This window comes from Micromonospora sp. NRRL B-16802, from assembly GCF_001279555.1.
GTDB classification, from domain to species: domain Bacteria; phylum Actinomycetota; class Actinomycetes; order Mycobacteriales; family Micromonosporaceae; genus Micromonospora; species Micromonospora profundi.
Map to the genome: position 1 here is coordinate 1 of NZ_LGEB01000076.1, position 18,278 is coordinate 18,278.

Genomic DNA, 18,278 nt, shown 5'->3' on the forward strand with positions numbered 1-18,278 from the left:
AGACGATCCACGGCGGCTGCTCACCCCTCCTCACGTTCAGACAGAACGATCCTCACGTCCCGAGGACACGCCCAACATCATTTAGTTAGGAGTTCTTAGCGGTGGGACCAGTTTTAACCGCCCTGGTAGGGGCACTCAGGCCGTCCAACCCAGTCAGGCGACACCCGTCTGCGCGTCTTTGCAAGCACCTACTTGGACACGAACCCGCACGCCGACACGCCAGTTCTCAGCCTGACGTGTCTTGTGCCTCCGGCTGACACCACCCGACGCTCAGCAGGTGCAGATGCGAGCTTTATTCCGCGCTACGCGCGGAGGCGTCGCATGCGGGACGTCAACGAGTCCCCTTGAGCAGCGACTTCGACCACTCGGAAGCCGATCGGTATGAGGTCGGGGCGGCCCACCTTCAACGCTCGGGACGGGTCAGTCCGCGGTACAGCGACGATGAGCTCGTCGATAGCATGCATCTGCGGTCGCATCGCGACGTCGTGCTCGTATCCGACGACGAGTGTGCTGCGTACGCCGCCTTTATAGGCCGCTGACAGCCACTGAGGAAGGCCGACGCCGATATCGGCATCGCCCGGGAGTGCGAAGTGCGCACTCGCGTGGCCTCCTGGGATGCCCTCGTCGAGGGTCTTGCCCGCAATGACGAGGTCAGCGTTCGCGCGGAGATCGATCAGGAGCCGTTCTTCCGCCGCCGACTGATGCTCGCCCTCCGCTGCGACGGCCCACGTCAGGTACGGCCTACCGCGCTCGGTTGCGGTCAGCCATGGCTCAAGGACGATCAGGGCTTCGTCGCGCAACACGTCAGTCTCGACCTCGATGCCTGCGGCGGCGAGCATCGAGGCGCCACCTGCGCCGCGGGATGTTGGGTCCATGACGGCGATGACCACCCGGGAGATACCGGCGTTGATCAGTTCCTGGCGGCACGCCGGCGTGACTCCGACGTGGTTGCATGGTTCAAGCGTGACGACAGCCGTGCCGCCGCGGGCCGCGCCTCCCGCTGCGTTGAGAGCGTGTACTTCGGCGTGCGGCTCTCCTTTGCGGCGGTGGAATCCCGCGCCGACTACCGTTCCGTGCTGGTCCAGGATCACGCACCCGACGGGCGGGTTTGGGCTCGTGGTGCCCAACCCAAGCGCGGATAGGGTGATGGCCTGCCGCATCGCGGACAGCTCGAGGTCTGACGCCATCAGGCGGTCTCCACAAGGTCGTCAAGGAACGCACGGACGTCGGCCAAGTGGCGGTGCTCGTCAACAGCGGAACCGATCTGGCTGAGTTGGTGCAGGATCCGGCGCGTTCCAGCTCGCCGAGCGATCGGTAGGGCGATATGCGCGGTGGCGGCCGCTTGCTCAGGCTGGTCAGCAGCTACATGGGCTGCGGCCTTGGTCAGCAGGGCTGCGGTGAAATCCTGACGGTGGAGCGACGGGATCGACGGCAACGCGGCGTCGAGCACCTTAATGGCCTCGTCGGGCCGCCGCCCTATCCGCAGGCACGTGCCCCGATGAACCTCGATGTAGCCGCTCGTGCAGTAGGAGGCGTGCTCGCCTTCGGGCTTAGCCGGGGTGCGGTCTGCGGCCCACCCATGGGCGTTGTCCAGGAGTTGCATGGCCTCGCGATGTTCGCCGACCGTGGCGAGCGCGTGGGCATGCTGCACGCGGAGTGCCGCGCGCACCGGGCTGGGTACCTTCTTGTCCTGCAGCATCGCAGCTTCGGCTTCTTCGACAGCACGACGCGGCTTCCCGGCGATAAGCCAGTGCTGACTGCTGCGGTACGTTGCCCACGCTGTCATGGCCGGATCAGCAATCTGGTCCGCCAAGGCGAGTGCCTTCCGGGTCCAAAGCTGAGCGGCCGGAACGTCGTTGAGCGAGTGATTCAACCAGGCTGCCGATTCGGCGTACTGCGCCGCGAGGCGTACAAGGCTGGGGCGAAACAACGATGGCACGTCGTTGAGCAGCCGGTCGAGCAGATTTAGCTGAGCCGTAACCCCGATCAAGGCGTACTGCGGTCCGAACAGCTTGTCATTTTGCACCAGCAGGTGCCACTGGGCTCGCAACTGATAGAGCGTCTCATCCCAGCTTCCCGGCATCGGCTGCCCAGTGCCGTGGTCGGCGGTAGTGGTGACGTCGGTACGCCGCGGGCTGTAAAGGTCGAGTTGGCCGTCGCTGGTGGCCCCGAGAACGTGGCGGAGGGCAGCGCGACGCTCTTCGCTGGGCCAACGGTGCTCGCCGCGTTCTAGCTTGCCGATCCAGCGAGAGTCGACGTAGTGCGCGGTGAGGACCCTGCCGGGGTAGAGCCGATCAAGAGCGGCGTTGACGGCGTCGGCCAGCTCGCTGCGTGACAGTGACTGACCTGGTCGCCGAGGCGAGGCTTGCCGGCGGCGGGCGTCGCAAAGCAGGGTGTTCGGGCTGATTACCGTATCCGGGTGGCGGGGCACTACCGGTCCCGGCGCGTTCGCAGGTGAAGACCGAAACCTTCGCCGCCATCACCTCTTCGCTGCCGACCGAGTTCGACTTCAGTATAGGGATGACGTGACACTGGCTCCCCCTTTCACGTCGACCCGTGACGGGCACACCGCTGCTGTTGGTCGGCTACTCGAAACCACCTGGATTCGATGTCCAGGATGCCAACATCCGGCCCAGAGGGCCACCGATCCATTGGGAACAAGCCCTCGCGCCGAAGGTCGAGCCACACCGTATGGCCCTGCAGCGCGCTCTGGCCAGGGTCAACGGCTGAACTTGCCGGTCCGGATGCCGCCAGTGAAGGCGCTCCAAGTAGCGGGGCGGAATTCCAGCATCGGGCCGATGACGTCCTTCGAGTCGCGTACGCCGACGGTGCCATCGCCGGCGCTGGCGACCTCGACGCAATTGCCATCGTCGCTGCGGGTGGACTTGCGCCATGCCGAATATCGCGAGGTCATGCGGAAACTCCTTCGACGGGTGACAGGCCCTGCGCCGCGACGCGGAGCAGGTGGAGGCTCATCTCGGGTGCCAACGCCGCGGCCTTGAGCCGGCTGTGCAGGCTCAGATAGGGCTGGACCTCATCCGGCTCGGTGTAAATCAGATCACTCGTAAGCGTGTCGGCGGCGACAGCCACGGAGTCCGGCGTGTCGCGATAGCGGTAGATCGAGTACGCGGACCTAGGCGCGCTGTGGCCCTTGATGGAGGCGTCGATCGGTAGTACCCGGACGGTCACGGTGGGGTGTGCGGCGCAGACGGCGACGATGTGCCGGAGCTGGTCGGCGACGATGTGAGGATCGGCGGCGCAACGTCGGATCGCGATTTCGTCGAGCACGACGTCGTAGCACGGCCCCTCGACGGCGAGTAGCAGCCGCTGTCGGTGCGATCGGGCAGCGACCGCCGCGGCGGGGTCGAAGGTCTCGGCATGACGGGCAGGGTCGCTGCGCAGCCGAGCATCGGCAAACGCCGTCGTCTGGAGCAGGCCAGGCACTAGCGCCAGGGCGTACTCCGTGATGGTTCTGGTGCCGCTCTCCAGGTCCGCGTAGGTGGCTTGCCGGGCACCCATTCGTTCCGCGTCGGCCATCCACCATCCCCGCGCCCAGCCGTCGGTCGCCGCGTCCATGATGGCTGTCCGCCGGTTGGCGCCGACGGACAGGTAGTCACAGATCGCGCTGACCAGATCGATGTCAGGTCCAAGGTGCCCATTCTCGACGGCACTGAGCTGTTGCCGCGCGAACCCCACGGCGCGTGCGAGTGGTTCACCTGCCAGCCCGTGCTCGTTCCGAAGGCGCCTGATCTCGCGTCCAAGCCATCGTCGCCGGACGTACGGACTGGGTCTGGTCACCGGCGGCCTCCACGGCTTCGTCTCAAGCCGGCCGGCACGGCGACCGGCTCGACGATCTCAATGTAACCCCGACATACGGCTGAAGGATCTTGAAAAGGTTCCAACACAACCATGAATATGCAGCTCAGAGGACGGTCGGACCGGAGGTCGGTACACGAGGTCGGACAAGAGGTCGGCATTCCCAGTCGCACAGCATTCCGTGATCGTTGACTCGCAATCAGTTGTTCGCCAGTGGGGCCAGACCCACCAGGCGGTTGCTCAATCGCCCGAGATTCAGCTGGGCAGGTGCCTGCTACGGCACTACCCGGTCGAGCAGGGTGCAGGCGCCATCCGTCGCGTCCCCCGCGCGAGTCGGTCCCTGCACCCGCCGGACGGGTGCACGGCCAGGGCCGGCAAGCGCCCCGGCCGCGCACCCACCCAGTGAGGGGAGATGACGGTGGTGAAACGGATCAAGTGGTTCGTCCCGGCACAGGACGGTCGGCAGTACAGGCCGTTCGGCATCGACTGCGAAGGCGCGGCGACGCTGTTCGGTCACCGCAGCGGGTGGAACCGGACCGGCGCGGCCGGCCGGAACCAGCCCTCTCCTCAAGAGCTCGCTGCGGAGAACCGTGCCTTCTGGACCGGTCTTGATCGGGTGCCTGCCGATCGGCAGTTCCGTCTCAATCCTCACGGCGACGAAAAGCCGGCACCATGAGCGACCCCGGCAATTTGCCCGCCGCCGAGCCCGGGACGCTGCTGAGGCTCGGTCCCGACGATTGGTCTCTCGGCCGGGACCTGACCCCTGGCACGCATGTTGACGTCGTCGTCGCCTGGCTCCGTACCGACCTCGCGCACCTCAGCGAAGAGTGGATGTGGGTACGCGGCCACCGACCCCAGTGCGACTACCCCACGGTTGATCTACACCCGCCTTGTATGGAGCTGCGCGTCAGCGTCGCCGCGCTACGGCGGATTGCGCAGACGCCGTGACCGGCACCGACGAAAGCGCCCGCCCTGTCGACCGTTTCGAGTCGGCCCGACTGACGGTGCTCCAGCACGTAGCTGGCCGCACCTGCTTCCACTGCAGCGATGACGAATGCCAGCAGCACGCCTGGGCGGTGCAGGAGCTCACCCGCCACGCCGGGGGCCAAAGTCTCCTCTCCCGGCTCGGGCTGCCTCCCGCCGCCAATCACGCACTCCCGGAAGGTCAGCCGCGGTGAACAGACCCCCTGGCGCGGCCGATGAGCACGCCATGCCCGCCCACAGCGAGCCAGTACCGCCCCATCGCCCGGTGAAAGCCGTCGGTACCGCTGCCGCAATATCCCCGCGCATCGCCGACGAGTTCTTCTACATGGCCCACGACGACCAGACCGGCCGGCCCCGGCTCTATGACATTGGGCTGGCCTCGGGCCTCGCCGCCGCACTGCTCATCGAGCTGTACTACGAACGCCGAATCACATTCGAGCACGGGAAGGTCCACGTCCTCCAGACTTTCCCGCCGAAGGATTGGCTGCAACACCTCGTCCTCGACCGGTTGATCGCGCAGCCGCAGCACACCGACACCCGGACCTGGCTGACGTTTCTGTCCACCACCGCCTACGAGCAGGTCGCCACACGCATGTGGCAGGTCGGACTCCTCGGACAGCAGCAGGTCGGCCGGCTCTGGCGGCAGCGCACCGTCTACGTGCCGACCGACATCAACACTGCGGCCTGGTCGTGGGCACGACTGTCGCAGCAGGTACGCAACTACCGACAGCTCGACCACTTCGACATCGCGCTCGCCGGCCTGACGCTGCACACCCAACTAGACACAGCATTGCTCGACGGCGCGCCATACAGCGCTCACGCGCACCTGCGCCAACTGGTCAACCAATCGTGGCTACCGCTACGCGACCTCCTCGCCGATCTCAGCAGCGTCATCGGCGCCGGCGTTCTCAGCCACCGCACCTCCTGACGTTCGTTCACACCACCCCAGACGAAAGAGAAACCATGCCCCACTCGAAACCTGACACGGTCACAGCTGTCTTGGCACGCGGCCGACTCGGAATCCCCTCTGTGGTGTTCTTCGTGATCGCCGCAGCCGCGCCACTCACCGTCATCGCCGGCGGAGCAACCACCGGGTACGCCGTTACCGGTGTGACAGGCATCCCCGTGTCCTACCTGGTCGTCGCCGCCGTACTCGCCCTGTTCACCGTCGGCTACGTTGCCATGTCCCGGCGGATCGTCAACGCCGGCGCCTTCTACACCTACGTCACCCGGGGACTCGGCCGCCCGGCCGGCGTCGCCGCCGCCATGGTCGCGCTACTGGCCTACAACGCCATGCAGATCGGCCTGTACGGCGGGTTCGGCGCTGTCCTCGCCCAGTTCCTACAGAGCCAGTACGGCTGGAACACCACCTGGTGGATATGCGCCCTGATCGCCTGGGCCGCCGTCGCCGTTCTCGGTTTACTGCGCATCGACCTGAACGGCAAGGTCCTGGCGGTCATGCTCGTCGCCGAGTGCGCCGTCGCCCTCGTCTTCGACGCGGTCATGGTCGGCCACCCCGCCAGCGGGACGGTCACCTTCGATACCCTCGCCCCGTCGCACATCTTCGCCGCCGGAATCGGCGCCGCACTGGTCACCGCGATCACCGGTTTCGTCGGCTTCGAGGGCACCGTCGTCTTCAGCGAGGAGACCAAGAACCCCCGACGGACCGTACCCCGTGCCACATACATCGCCGTGGCGATCACCGGCCTGCTCTACGGCCTGTCGGCGTGGGCCATGTCCGTGGCCACCGGTCCCGACCGGATCGTAGAGGCCGCCCGCACGGACGGGACCGACTTGGTCTTCAACCTCGTCTCGCCGCACCTCGGCACGAGCGTCATCACGATCGGCCGCGTCCTCTTCATCACCAGTCTGTTCGCCGCGCTGCTGTCGTTTCACCACACCGTGGCCCGCTACCTGTTCGCCCTCGGACGTGAACGGGTGCTCCCCGCCGCGCTGGGTCGGACCAGCCACCGCACCGGCGCACCGAAGGTCGGCTCGATCATCCAGAGCGTCGTCGCGGTAGCCGCACTCGTCGGCTACACGGTGGCGAACGCCGACCCGATCGTGCACCTCTTCTTCTGGATCACGGTGACCGGTGGCCTCGGCGTCCTAGCCCTGATGACCGTGACCTCTGCCGCGGTGGTCAGCTACTTCGCCCAGATCAGACACACCGAGGGACCTTGGCGGGCCGTCGTCGCGCCGCTGATCGCCACGATCGCGCTGACAGCGATCCTGGCCGTCACCGTGCAGGAGTTCGACACCCTCCTCGGCGTCCACCCACACTCGCCGCTGCGCTGGCTCATCCCGGCCACGTACGCCATCGTCGCCGTTTTCGGCGCGGCCTGGGCGCTGATCCTTCGCACCGCCAAACCGGACGTCTACAACGCCATCGGCCTCGGCGCGGAGAGCGCCACCGCGTCCCTCCGCAGCCCTGCTGCCGTCCGCCAGCCCGCCTGACGAGAGCCAGGAGTGACCATGACCGACATCAGCACCAGCGTGACGGTGCGCCGGGCAGGCCGCGGCGACGCGGAGGACCTGATTCCTGTCCTCGCCGAGGCATTCTTCGACGGACCCGTAGCCGACTGGCTGGTCCCTGACCACAACGACCGCCGCGCCGTCTACCGCCGTTACTTCGAGCTGGTCCTGAACCACGGCCTCGACCACGGCCACGTCGACACCACCGCAGACCTGTCCGCCGTCGCGATCTGGTACCCGCGCCCCGAACCCCCGCCCAATGGCTCACCAGAGCATCCGGCAGCGCTGGAAGCGGCCACCGGGGTGTACGCGCCGAAGTTCGCTCTTCTCGACGCAGTGTTCGAGGCGTATCACCCAAGCGAGCCACACCACCACCTCGCCTACGTCGCCGTCAACCCCGAGCAGCAGAACCGTGGGGTCGGCGCCGCGTTGCTGAGCCATCACCACCGCCAGCTCGACGCGCTCGGCATGCCCGCGTATCTGGAGGCCAGTAACCTCCGCAACCGCGAGCTCTACGTCAGACTGGGGTACAGGGCGGGGCCGCCGTTGATCCTTCCCACCGCCGGGCCGACGATCTGGCGGATGTGGCGCGGGCAACCCGACGCCGCCCGGCCTGCGGGCTTTCCCGACAACGGACCGCTCCCACGCCGGAGGGCCCTGTGACCCCCGCGGTGACGACCCTGCTCGTACGACCCGGGCAGCCCAGCGATGTAGCTGCGATCGCCGCTCTCCTGGCCCAAGGCCTCGCTGAAGATCCGGTGGCAGAGTGGCTCGTTCCCGACCCAGCGGAGCGGCAAGCCGTCTTCCATGGGCTGCTGGCAATGGAAGTCGACCATGCCGCTGAGTGGGGCGACGTCGACCTGCTGCCGGACATGGGCGGCGTCGCGGTCTGGCGACGGCATCCGGCCGACGACGCACCCGTCTTGTCCGATCATCACCTGGGCACCTTCACGAGGGGAGCGATGCCCCGGTTCCAGCAGCTCAACGCCCTGCTAAACAGCTATCGGTCCGACGCGCCCCATCACTGGCTAGCGTGGCTCTACGTGGCGCGAGACCGCCGGGGACAGGGCATTGGCACCGAACTGCTCGCCTGTCACCACGAGGTCGTCGACCAGCGCGGGCTGCCAATCGACGTAGTGGTGACCAGCGAGCACGCCCGGAATTTCCTGATCTTCCACGGATACATCGCTGGGCTGTCGCTACATCTGCCAAGCGGCCCGCGACTCTGGCCACTGCGCCGCCCCGGCCAGACCGCAGCACGATCCGGCCACGCCGGTCAGGATCGGGAGACCTGATCTGCTGTGACTGAAGTCGTTACCTCAGAACCCACCTTCACGTACAGTTTGAGGTTCTTGAGCTCACCGTCCATCTCGGCGCGCAGCCCGGCGGCCGAATGGACCAGGTCGGTAGGGTTCCAGATCACCTTGGGCGCGGATCGCCAAGCATGGACCATCAGGTTGCTCAGTGGGAGACGCTGGCCGGCGCCAAGCTGCCTCCCGGGTCTGCGGCAGTCTATCGTTGCCGGTGGGGCCCAACCGGTCGTTGCCGGTGGGAATGACCAACACCGGCTCGTCGCCTGGAAGCTGGCGCTCGTGCGGCTGGGACAGGATGCCTGCGATACCCGGACGCACCCGTACGCTGCTGCTGTAGCCGTCGCCGAGCAGCAGACCCATCTGATGGACGGGCTACCGGCCGAACAGCACAAGGAGATAGTTCGTAGCGTCGCCCGACAAGTCGCTGCAGCCGTGCCCGCGTCCGAGCGAGGCCGGCCATAATACGACGATCTGCTCAGCCGGGTACGGCTCTGACTGCCACACGAGCACAACTCGCCGGCACTGCCGCACAGGGATCGGCCCGTAACATCCGGTCATGCTCCGCTACACCGCTCACACTGGCCCGGCCGCCAGCCATCTTTTCGGTCCTCTCGAAAGCCTGTACGCCCTCGTGTATGCGGAGCCCCCCTACAACGAGGGGCCGGAGCAGGTCGCCAAATTTCGCGAGGGCCTACCTGGGGAAGCTGCCCGGCCCGGGTTCACGTTGATTGCTGCGGATGAAGGTGGGCATCTGATCGGAGCGGCGTACGGCTGGACGATGCCCGCTGGCACCTGGTGGTCCCGCGCCGAGCAGGAACCCTCGCGCGAGGTGCTCGGCGCGGACAAGTTCGCAGTGATGGAGTGGGTCGTGCATCCTGAGCGGCGGGGCGAGGGCGTCGGTTCGGAGTTGATGCGGCGATTGCTCGCAGGCCGGCTCGAACGTTGGGCGACCCTCGCTTCGGATCCCCGGTCGCCCGCCCGAGCCATGTACGAACGAGCCGGATGGCGACAGGTTGCGACGTCGGTGCTCCCGTGGGGGCCGCCCATGGACCTTCTGGTCCTGCCCCTGCCGGTCGTCGACGTCTGACGCTCCGTTGGAACTGCGCCGAGGGTGCGAGGGTCCCCCGCTTCCCCACGTTCCTGAAGGAGTAATTGCAACCTCAGGCGAAGGTACGCGCGAGGCGGCGGCCGTTCAGCTATCTGCGACGTTTGCATTCGATGCCGGTGGTGGCGCAGCTCGGTGACCGATGCCACCACCGGCATCGCTGCTGCTACTGCTCTTCCGGGCTCGGACGGCGGCTGCTGAGCATGCGTACGGTGGTGCTCAGCTTGATCGGCGCGTCGTCGGGGCCTCTGAGGAAGGGGTGGATGTAGACGGGGCGGCGCAGCGATCGGCCCGGGCCGTGGGCTTGGTTGCGCCAGTGGCCGGAGACCCAGAACCGGATCGTCTGAGAACGCTCGTGGCTGCCTGGCGCCGGTCCGTCCGGGCCTGGGGTGCTGCGGCGACCGCGGATGCGCACGATGCGCAGCTCGGGTACGGGTCGGTTGGTGCGGGCGTAGGTCTTGGCGACGGCTTTGTCGACTCGTGCCGTGGTGACGTCTGCGGTTTGCTGGGCGATCAGCAGCCAGGTCGCGACCAGCGCTGCCGCCGGATGGTCACCGGGTATCAGGTGCTGTTCGGGGAGGTGGGCTGCGCTCGTCGGGGCGAGCCAGCCGACCTGTTCGCGTAGCCGCTGCAGTGGCTTGCCGTGCAGTCCGGCGCCGACGGTGCGGTAGAGGACGACGTGCCATCCGTGGATGGTGTTGGTCCAGGACGCGGCGGTGAGCTGCCGAGGTGTGACTGGTCGGGGCCAGATGAGCATTCCGTCGGTCGCGGGGATGAGGTCGCGGCTGAGGTGTACGTCGGGGAGCTGGGCTGCGGCGTGCTCGGCCAGGTCGGTGAAGTCGTTGTCGATCCAGTACAGGTGTGATCGTTCGAGACCGGCGGCTATCTGCTGACGTGCGTCGGTGATTGCGAGCGTGGCGGGCAGGTTGTCGGTGCCTCGGTAGAAGCGGGTGAGGCGGTCACGGACCTTGGGCAGCTCCGCGGCGGTGATGGTGGTGGCCGGCCAGGCGGTCGTCGTGATGAGGGTTCGGCCGGGGAGTCGGGCGTTGAGGAACGCCTGGTGTAGTTCCTCGATTCGTTGTCGTGCCTGTGGGTGGTTGGCGAGGCCGAGTGCCTGTACGGCGCGGTCGATGACCTTGTCGTTGCGGCCGTCGTCGATGTGGGTTTGGCAGGCCGCGCATGTTGCCCAGGATTGGCCGAAGTCTTGGACGAGCTCTGCGGTGGGGCCGATGGCGATGGCGGTTACCTCGCCGCCGCGCAGTGTCCAGATCGGGTAGGGGTCGCCGCAGAAGTCGCAGCTTCGGCGGACGGTGTCGAGCTGGCTGACCGGGACGGGTGCTGGTTCGTGTCCGTCGGTGGCGAGGTGGGTTGGGTGTACGTGGGTGGGTGGCATGCCGAGGGTGTTCAGCGGGGAGAGGCAGGTCTGGCAGGCCATCTCTTCGTGCGGGTCGGTCATGCCGTGGCCCCGCCGGTCGGCTGGCGCCGGTCGCGCAGGCGGGGCCCGCGACGGTGGTGCTGTGGGGGCGGCATGGTCATGCCCGGCTGGTAGATGGCGTGGCGGTTCCGGCCGTTTCGCTTGGCGTGGTACATGGCGATGTCGGCGCGGTGCAGGGCCACGTCAGTGAAGGGGTCGCTGGTGTCGACGAGCGCGAGGCCCACGCTGGCGGTGATGGTGACCGTGGCGGGGCTGCCGCCTGCGGAAAGCGCGACGGGTTGGGCGATGATCGTGGTGATGGTGTCGGCGATGCGGTTCAGGTCGTCGGTGCGGGCCGGCAGAATTGCGGCGTATTCGTCGCCGGCGAGCCGGGCGGCGGTGCCTCCGTGAAGGGCGGCGATGTCGGTGATGCGCTGGCCGATGTTGATGAGGAGGTCGTCTCCCCGGCGGTGGCCGTGGGTGTCGTTGGCGCGTTTGAAGTCGTCGAGGTCGATCAGGGCGACGATGAGGGGCTGTGCGGGGGCGGTTTCGGCGAAGGTCGCGTGTGCGGCTTGCAGGCCGGCGCGGTTGAGCATGCCGGTGAGCGGGTCGTGGAGCATCGATCGGGTGGCGTCGGCGAGGTGGGTGCGGAGGCGGTGAATTGTCGGCCAGGCGGTGAGCCTGCCCAGGGCGAGCGCCACCACGGCGGTGGCGATCATGATCAGTGGTAGGGACACTGGGTTCCTCCTTCGTGGAGAACCCGGGACGCGATCGTTTGGTAGGCGGCGCGTCCCGGGTCCGGATACGACGACGGCCCGCCTCTGGGGCGGGCCGGGTTTGCGGGTTAGTGCCGCTCGGGCTCACGGCATCGGTGACGACGGCCTCCCGAGGGGGCGTCATCGGGTCGGTTCAGTCAGCGGTGCTCGTGGTGGTGTGCCTGCGAGTTTGGTTGGAGCGTCGGCGTGCGATGTGACGTCGGCCGACCGGGAGTTGGGTGTCAGCGGCGCACCGAGTGCGCGGCCTGGTCGGCGCGGAGTTTGGCGGGTAGGTCGGCTGGTATCTCGGCGTAGGGTGCGACGGCTATAAGCACCTCGGCCGGGTCGAGAATCGTCTCGATCCGGCCGAGGTGGATGGTGTCGGGCTGGTGATGAGGTTCGGTGACCGGGTCCCAGGTGAAGTCGACGACGGTGGCGACGTACGTGCGGTGGGGATTCCAGCCGACCTGGATGGTGTACCGCTCGAACCCGGGTTTGGGTGTGAGGGTGTACAGGCTCATGGGTTCCTTTCCTGGGTTGCTGCCTATGCCCGGCGCGTCCTGCGCCCGTAGCAGGTCGTGCAGCAGCGGCCGATGACCTGGATGGGTTCTGCCGGGTGAGAGGTTCCGTCGTCGTGGGCCCACTCCCCCGTCGCGAGCCGCGCTGCTAGGCGCCGACCGGGTTGGTCCGCCACAGCCGGAGCGGGAGCACGGCGTGCTGTTGCGCCCCGGGTCAGACGGCGAGCGGGGGTGCCGCCGGCAGGTGGGCCGGTGCTCATGCCGGCAGGTGGCGGGCGCGTTCCTCTGCCACTTCGATGATCTTGTCGCGTCGCGCGGCGGGCAGGTCGACGAGTAGGTCGGCGTAGTGCTGTTCCTGCGCGGTGAGCGGCTCGGCGAACGCCGCCTTGTAGGCCAGGCGCGCTGCCTCGTGTGCGGCCTCGATCGGGCCACTGTGGTCGTAGGCGGAGCTGACCTGGCGAAGTTGTGCGGCTGCCGTGAGCGGGTCTCGGGACAGGGTGGTGTCGTAGAGGCGGAAGTTCGCCGGAAGGTCGGCTGCGGTGATCGCGGTGATCAGGCACAGGTTGGCTTGGACGTCGTAGGAGAACGCCTCGGTGCGGGTGGGCGTTTCCCCGCGGGCGCGCAGTGCGGCGCGTTCGGTGTGCCAGCGCAGTCGGGCTTCTTCGGCGGTGCGGGCGAGGGACAGCAGGATGCTGCGGATGGGATCCATCGTGGTTACTCCTGATCTGAGGCGGTGTTCGGGCTCGGGGTGGATGGGTTGGGGTGGGTGCTGGTGGTCGCCTGCTCGAGAGCGGAGGGCGGCAGACCGGCGTGCAGGGCCTGCAGGAGCAGGTCGGCGAGTTGGTAGTCGGGGTCGATCTGCAGGGCACGCTCGGCGGCCATGACGGCCAGGACGCCGTCACCGCAGCGCCATGCGGTGAACGCGAGGACGGTCGCGGGCGCCGGCACGAGCACCTGGTCGGCGCGGCGGGTGACCTCGGCCCAGAAGGTGACGTGCTGGTCGTGCGGTTGAGTGAGGTCGACGGCGAGGTCCCGCACGCGCTTGTGCGTCAGCAGCACGGTCAGCCAGGCCACCTCGTGGTCGGTGAGACGTGTGCCGTCGTCGTGCTGTCGGAGCGCGCCGCGGACCGCATGGACGCCGGCCTCGTACACCGCGGCGCTGCCGCTGGCCTTCAAGGCCGCCATGCGGGCGGTCGCCTCGGTCGTGGCGTGTCGGATGCCGTCACCGGTGCTGTCGACGGTGGTGAAGCGGCTGGCCACTGCCGCCCGGTCCGGCCTTGCGACGAGCCCGGCGACGGTCGCGTGCACGGCGACGAGTGAGGTGGTGGGGTCGACGGAGGTTCCCTCCGGTGGGCAGCAGCCGGGATCGTCGCAGGTGAGGCTGAAGATGCGGCTGTCGGTGACCCGCAGCAGTTCCCGCACGGCCAGGCCGGTGGCGGTGAACGCATCGCCGACAACACGCAGCGCCGGGTCGATGTGTCCCTGGGCGCCGTAGCCGACGATCACGAGGTCGGTGATCGGCTGCTGCCGCTGCACGACCGGGATCAGGTGAGCGGTGAGGTCGCGCAGGTGATGTGCGGGGGCCCCGGGGGCCGGCAGATCAGCTCGGGCGGCGAACACGATCCGCCGGTCTCGGCAGGCGATCACGACGATGCTGCCGTCGCCGGGATGGAAGCCGATGAGATACGGCACCGCGGCAGCCAGGTCGGCCGAGGATCGGACCGTCAGTTTGTTCTCGGGGAACGACACGATGATCTCCCGTCAGATTGGGGTCGGTAGAGGAGTGGAAAGCCGGCGGGACGGCGCAGTCGTCGCGCATCGCGCCGATCCGCAGGCAGGTGCCACCCGAGGGGCGGGGCGACGCATGTTGTCCTCCGTAGGACAGCAAGGAGGCGGCCACCGGCTGGTGGCCGCCTGACGGGCTGGTGGATCCGCGCCCTGGTCGCGCGTGGGCGAAGGGCGTGGGATTGGTGCGTGCCAGATCCGAGGCTGGCGGCGGCAGCCGACCAGGGTTGGTGGGCGCGATGCCGTCGCGCGAGGCGTCAGATCAGAGGCACGTGAAAGGTAAGGAGAGTCCTCAAGCTAGCCGGTCCGGGAGCGCCGTTGACGCAGCTGTCGGGTTCGGCCTCCTGACAGAACCTGACAGCCCGGCAACCCTGTCGGGTCTGGTGGCCCGCGGCGGCACTCGCCGGGACTGAGTTCCGCTTGGCTGATCTCGTCAGCGGCTTGGTCAAGCCCTCCGGCGTCGGTCTCGCCGGGTTCGATACTCCTGAACTCCGGCAAGTCAAGGGCGGCGGAGGACCAGCACGTCCTCGTGCGCCACCAGGTGCACGGGGATGCCGTCGTCGCGGCTGCGGCGGACCGCCATCATTGCGAACATGCTGGCCCGGTGCACGACCTGCCCGTCGCGGACGGCGGCGAGCATCGCCGCCGTCCGCTCCACCGGGACCAGCCCGGCTGACCGTGCGGCGGCGAGCAGCTCGCCGGGCAGGTCGATCAGGTCATCGCGTTGGCGGCGTACCGGCCGGGAGGTGATCACCACGGTTCCGCCGGGACGCAGCAGCTGGTAGCTGGCGGACAGGATGGAGGCGAACCCGTCGAGCAGGCGGGACCACCCTGCATAGGCGAGGTTGCCACGCTCCCGGTCCCCATACAGGTGGTCCCGCTTGCGTACCCCGCTTCTCGTTGTCTGGACGAGGCCATGCGTCCCGCGCCCGTACGGCGGCGAGGTAAGCACAAGGCTCACCTTGCCGACCGCCGACGCGGGCACCAGGTCGAGCAAATCGGTAGCGTCCCCGGTGAACACCGTGGCCGTGCCGGCGGCGCCTTGCGACGCGGCAAGGGCGACGTTGGCCTCGGCGAGTGCGGTGTAGCAGGGCTCGATGTCGATCCCGATGCCCTGCCGGCCGAGGTGCATGGCCTCCACCAACGTGGTGCCGCACCCGCACATCGGATCAAAGACCACATCGCCCGGCGCGGTGTATGCGCTGATCGCGTGCGCGGCCAGGTGCGGCAGCATCTTGGCCGGATGGCTGGAGGTCTGCCGGACGTAGCGGCCTCGCCGCTGGTCACGGGCGGGTATCTGGCAGGTCAGCCACACCGACGTGATCGGCAGGACCTCACCCATCGACTCCCCCGCCCTCTATCTCGCTGCGGATCATGATCAGAACGTCGGTGTGGATCGCCAGCTGCTCCTGCTCGCCGCGTCGGGGCAGCCGGTCGGCCGCCACGATGTGCTGCAGATACGCCAGCCCGGCCCGCTTCGCGGCGATGACGACGTCGACCGGCAGGGCCACGTCGCCGTGCGCCAGCACCACCGCCACGCAGCCGCCCGGCACGAGATGGGCGCGGCAGCGAAGGAAAAACTCGACCGGAGAGGCGTCGGCAAGCGGCCAGCCAGTGACGATCAGTGCTGCCGACTCGCGGCCCCACCCGACGGGGCGCGCCGCGTGCAGATGACTACGGCGGCGTGCCGCGATGATCGCGCACGCCAACTGCGGTCCTTCGGCCAGGTCGATGATGAGGTCGGACGGGTGGGTGAGGTTGTGGACCAATCGCATGCCCATCGCGTTGGACATGGACTCGCCCTCGTGCGGGGCGGCGACCGGCCAGACAGTGATCGGCACGGGCGGGTCTCCGGGCACCACGTCCCCCACGGGAACCGGTGCACGGTGATGGTTTCTGTCGGTCATAGGCACGGTGGCCCCCGGACCGGCGGGCGTACTGACGATCCCCAGTGCGCCGCAGACAGGCCGATCGAACCCATCCCTGACCTGACAGCACCGGTCAACAGACCGGTCTGACAGCGGCATCAGCGAACCGGCGGTGGTGAACACAGCGGCGAACCTGACACGCCCGGTCACGACCTATCCGGGTCTGACAAACACTCGTCGTGTCAGGTCGCGCTGTCCCAATCGGAGGTCTCGGAGCCTTCGCACGAGGCGGAGCGCTCCCGGCAAGGGAGATATCACCATGGCAACGACCACGCGCACGAGGACGGCCAACACGGCTCTGACCACCGCCGAGAAAGCCTTCGCACTGCTGACCTGCGAACCCGCACCACTGGTGTTCGACGCCCGGCCGGTGCCGGGCCTGCCAGACACCACGATGCCGCTGGACGAGCTCCGCAAGCTACTCATCTTCGAGCGCTACGACAGCGACACCACCGACGAGTTGTGGCGGCAACTGGCCCACCACGCCCGCGAATGGGGACCGGCCTGGATCGTCGGCGCGATCGGCGTGGCGTTGCCCGCGCTGACGCACCTCGCGGCGAAAATCAGCCGCGGCTACCCCCGTCACGCCGACGACGTCGACTCCGAAATCCTGGCCGGATTCCTGCAATCTCTGCGCAGTGCGGATCTCGCCCCGCCCCGACTGTGGCTGCGGCTGTGCTGGGCGGCCTGGCGCGCCGGAACCGCAGTCACCAAGACCCACGACGGCGAGGAACTGCCACTGGACCTGCCCACCGGGTCGCGCTCACCAAGGATGCCGTACGGGCATCCGGACCTACTACTCGGCCGGGCAGCCGCCGCCGGCCTGATCACGGCCGAAGCCGCTGAACTGATCAGCGCCACCCGGTTCGGCGACGCGCTGATCGAGCAGCTGGCCGTCGAGAAGGGCGTGACCGGACCAGCCCTGCGGATGCGCCGCCGCCGCGCCGAACGCATCGTGGCCGACGCGGTCACGCGCGGCGACCTGTCCGGCCCGATCCCTTCGTCCGGGCGCTGCGAAGCCGCGATGGCGGCCTGACAACACCACCTACGCGGCAGCAGGCCGAGTACATAGGTGGGCAGGCCGAGCAGATAGAGATCCGCTTTCGACGATCAACGAAGCTGCGTCGGCGCTGCTCTCGCCACCAAACGACCACTCAAGTCGGCACCTGATCCCCAGCCTCCATGGCACACGCGCGGATCGCGGCAGAAGAGTGCGTACGGCCGGTCACGGCTCAGATCAGGTCCGAAGGCAGCCGACCCATGTCAGGTGGTTCTTGGCCACCAGGTCCCCTTTGCGGTATCGGCCTTTAAGGATCCCCACTCGTGTTCTGCCCTCTACGATCTGCAGGCCCGTCGCCGATGAGTTCAGGACCGAGCGGTGCAGCAAGATGGGCCAGCGTTTCCAGGTGCCATGCGTCTGCCAGCACAGTGCAACGCCCTTATGGACGCCGGAACTACGATTATTGATCCAGTGATCGGGGTTTTCCGCGATCTCATCGATGTAGCCGCCGGTGGAGTGGCCGGTTGGCATGCGGGCGAGCTCTTCGACGGAAACCGCCTCCACCTCCCACTGCAGGCGTGAAAGGTCAACGGTGCCGTAGTCCTGGAGGAAGTCATTGTTGTCACCATGATCGTATAGCCATTGTTCCAGGACGTCGTCCGGCCATCGAAGACCAGACACAATGGCGTGCAACTTGAAAGCAGAGAGTCCGGAACCAGTTTCCCTGCAGGCAAGGGACAGATCTGAAAAGTCGGCGAGGCGCACGGTTCCACTATGCACTATGCACGATGCAGGTGGTCCTTCGAGCGCCGGATGGTGGCGACGCGGACCCGCCAGGCCGGGCGATGCGGGCCTGGTCGAGCAATGGGATCAGCTGCCGGGTGTCGGCGGCTTGGCAGAGTGTAATGTGCGTGGCCAACGGTAGGCCGCGGCCTACCGTTGGCCAGGATGTGAATCTTGGCATTCAGCCCGCCGCAGGACCGACCGATGCTTTCGCATGCTTGCGTTTCGCCAATGGTAAGCCGCTATAAGCAGTCCCGGCGGCATGCTGGTGGGTCCGCACGATCGTGGCGTCGGCTTGGGCGTCCCAGCCGATGCCGTTCTCAAGGCCGGCCAGTGCGATGACCTGTGCTTTCATGCGCGCCCAGGTCCCATCGGCCGCCCAGCGGGTGAAGCGTTGATGGG

The 18,278-nt window shown here is 67.9% G+C and carries 20 protein-coding genes and 1 pseudogene; 7 read left to right on the plus strand and 14 right to left on the minus strand.

Annotation, left to right across the window (positions count from 1 at the left end):
* Window positions 1-302: 302 nt before the first annotated feature.
* From ribD to ADK66_RS32370, 5 genes and pseudogenes are all read right to left on the minus strand, one after another.
* The gene (gene ribD, locus ADK66_RS22115; RefSeq protein ID WP_053658366.1) at window positions 303-1,187 is read right to left on the minus strand and encodes a bifunctional diaminohydroxyphosphoribosylaminopyrimidine deaminase/5-amino-6-(5-phosphoribosylamino)uracil reductase RibD; all 885 of its coding nucleotides are present in this window, start codon (window positions 1,185-1,187) and stop codon (window positions 303-305) included.
* On the minus strand, window positions 1,187-2,431 hold the full coding sequence (locus ADK66_RS22120; RefSeq protein WP_053658369.1) for a hypothetical protein: 1,245 nt from the start codon (window positions 2,429-2,431) through the stop codon (window positions 1,187-1,189). The genes ribD and ADK66_RS22120 overlap by 1 nt, the downstream gene beginning before the upstream one ends.
* A 288-nt stretch (window positions 2,432-2,719) precedes the next feature.
* Window positions 2,720-2,914 (minus strand): DUF397 domain-containing protein, encoded by a 195-nt coding sequence (locus ADK66_RS22125; RefSeq protein ID WP_053658370.1) that lies wholly within the window; start codon window positions 2,912-2,914, stop codon window positions 2,720-2,722.
* Window positions 2,911-3,537 carry a DUF5753 domain-containing protein gene (locus ADK66_RS22130; RefSeq protein WP_231640136.1) on the minus strand — a complete coding sequence of 209 codons (627 nt, stop codon included), beginning with the start codon at window positions 3,535-3,537 and terminating at the stop codon, window positions 2,911-2,913. The genes ADK66_RS22125 and ADK66_RS22130 overlap by 4 nt, the downstream gene beginning before the upstream one ends.
* A gap of 60 nt (window positions 3,538-3,597) precedes the next feature.
* Window positions 3,598-3,798: pseudogene (locus tag ADK66_RS32370) on the minus strand (helix-turn-helix transcriptional regulator); the annotation flags it as partial.
* 430 nt (window positions 3,799-4,228) lie between these two features.
* Here ADK66_RS32370 and ADK66_RS22135 point away from each other — a divergent pair.
* From ADK66_RS22135 to ADK66_RS22170, 6 genes are all read left to right on the plus strand, one after another.
* Complete coding sequence (locus ADK66_RS22135; RefSeq protein WP_157552769.1) at window positions 4,229-4,492, plus strand: hypothetical protein; 264 nt, start codon at window positions 4,229-4,231, stop codon at window positions 4,490-4,492.
* A gap of 573 nt (window positions 4,493-5,065) precedes the next feature.
* Window positions 5,066-5,728, plus strand: coding sequence for a GPP34 family phosphoprotein (locus ADK66_RS22150; protein ID WP_231640130.1), 663 nt, complete (start codon window positions 5,066-5,068; stop codon window positions 5,726-5,728).
* 35 nt (window positions 5,729-5,763) lie between these two features.
* On the plus strand, window positions 5,764-7,257 hold the full coding sequence (locus ADK66_RS22155; RefSeq protein WP_053658383.1) for an APC family permease: 1,494 nt from the start codon (window positions 5,764-5,766) through the stop codon (window positions 7,255-7,257).
* An 18-nt stretch (window positions 7,258-7,275) separates the two neighbouring features.
* Window positions 7,276-7,938 carry an N-acetyltransferase gene (locus tag ADK66_RS22160; RefSeq protein WP_053658411.1) on the plus strand — a complete coding sequence of 221 codons (663 nt, stop codon included), beginning with the start codon at window positions 7,276-7,278 and terminating at the stop codon, window positions 7,936-7,938.
* 95 nt (window positions 7,939-8,033) lie between these two features.
* Complete coding sequence (locus tag ADK66_RS22165) at window positions 8,034-8,570, plus strand: GNAT family N-acetyltransferase (protein WP_157552772.1); 537 nt, start codon at window positions 8,034-8,036, stop codon at window positions 8,568-8,570.
* 574 nt (window positions 8,571-9,144) lie between these two features.
* Window positions 9,145-9,675, plus strand: a complete 531-nt coding sequence (locus ADK66_RS22170) for a GNAT family N-acetyltransferase (RefSeq protein WP_053658387.1) — start codon at window positions 9,145-9,147, stop codon at window positions 9,673-9,675.
* A 184-nt stretch (window positions 9,676-9,859) separates the two neighbouring features.
* Here ADK66_RS22170 and ADK66_RS22175 read toward each other — a convergent pair whose 3' ends face one another.
* The 7 genes from ADK66_RS22175 to ADK66_RS22205 all read right to left on the minus strand — a co-directional run bounded on the left by ADK66_RS22175 (window position 9,860) and on the right by ADK66_RS22205 (window position 16,216).
* Complete coding sequence (locus tag ADK66_RS22175; protein ID WP_053658389.1) at window positions 9,860-11,149, minus strand: hypothetical protein; 1,290 nt, start codon at window positions 11,147-11,149, stop codon at window positions 9,860-9,862.
* Window positions 11,146-11,844, minus strand: a complete 699-nt coding sequence (locus ADK66_RS22180) for a GGDEF domain-containing protein (protein ID WP_053658391.1) — start codon at window positions 11,842-11,844, stop codon at window positions 11,146-11,148. The genes ADK66_RS22175 and ADK66_RS22180 overlap by 4 nt, the downstream gene beginning before the upstream one ends.
* Window positions 11,845-12,104: 260 nt before the next feature.
* Entirely contained in the window at window positions 12,105-12,383 is a 279-nt protein-coding gene (locus tag ADK66_RS22185) for a hypothetical protein (protein ID WP_053658393.1), read from the minus strand.
* Between the two features lie 253 nt (window positions 12,384-12,636).
* The gene (locus ADK66_RS22190) at window positions 12,637-13,089 is read right to left on the minus strand and encodes a hypothetical protein (protein WP_053658395.1); all 453 of its coding nucleotides are present in this window, start codon (window positions 13,087-13,089) and stop codon (window positions 12,637-12,639) included.
* 5 nt (window positions 13,090-13,094) lie between these two features.
* Window positions 13,095-14,129, minus strand: coding sequence for a DUF4192 domain-containing protein (locus ADK66_RS22195; RefSeq protein ID WP_053658397.1), 1,035 nt, complete (start codon window positions 14,127-14,129; stop codon window positions 13,095-13,097).
* Between the two features lie 535 nt (window positions 14,130-14,664).
* The gene (locus ADK66_RS22200; RefSeq protein ID WP_082377600.1) at window positions 14,665-15,507 is read right to left on the minus strand and encodes a TRM11 family methyltransferase; all 843 of its coding nucleotides are present in this window, start codon (window positions 15,505-15,507) and stop codon (window positions 14,665-14,667) included.
* Window positions 15,500-16,216, minus strand: a complete 717-nt coding sequence (locus ADK66_RS22205; protein ID WP_231640131.1) for a hypothetical protein — start codon at window positions 16,214-16,216, stop codon at window positions 15,500-15,502. Before ADK66_RS22205 ends, ADK66_RS22200 begins: the two co-directional genes overlap by 8 nt.
* Before the next feature lie 136 nt (window positions 16,217-16,352).
* Here ADK66_RS22205 and ADK66_RS22210 point away from each other — a divergent pair, with 136 nt between their 5' ends.
* Window positions 16,353-17,129: a hypothetical protein gene (locus ADK66_RS22210; RefSeq protein WP_053658399.1), complete on the plus strand. Its 777-nt coding sequence runs from the start codon at window positions 16,353-16,355 to the stop codon at window positions 17,127-17,129.
* A gap of 201 nt (window positions 17,130-17,330) precedes the next feature.
* Here the strand turns inward: ADK66_RS22210 and ADK66_RS31550 are convergent, their stop codons facing one another.
* Both ADK66_RS31550 and ADK66_RS31965 read right to left on the minus strand, forming a co-directional pair.
* Complete coding sequence (locus ADK66_RS31550; RefSeq protein ID WP_157552775.1) at window positions 17,331-17,858, minus strand: hypothetical protein; 528 nt, start codon at window positions 17,856-17,858, stop codon at window positions 17,331-17,333.
* A 199-nt stretch (window positions 17,859-18,057) separates the two neighbouring features.
* A complete protein-coding gene (locus tag ADK66_RS31965; protein WP_197281610.1) occupies window positions 18,058-18,231 on the minus strand; it encodes a hypothetical protein in 174 nt (57 codons plus the stop codon).
* Between the last annotated feature and the right edge of the window lie 47 nt (window positions 18,232-18,278).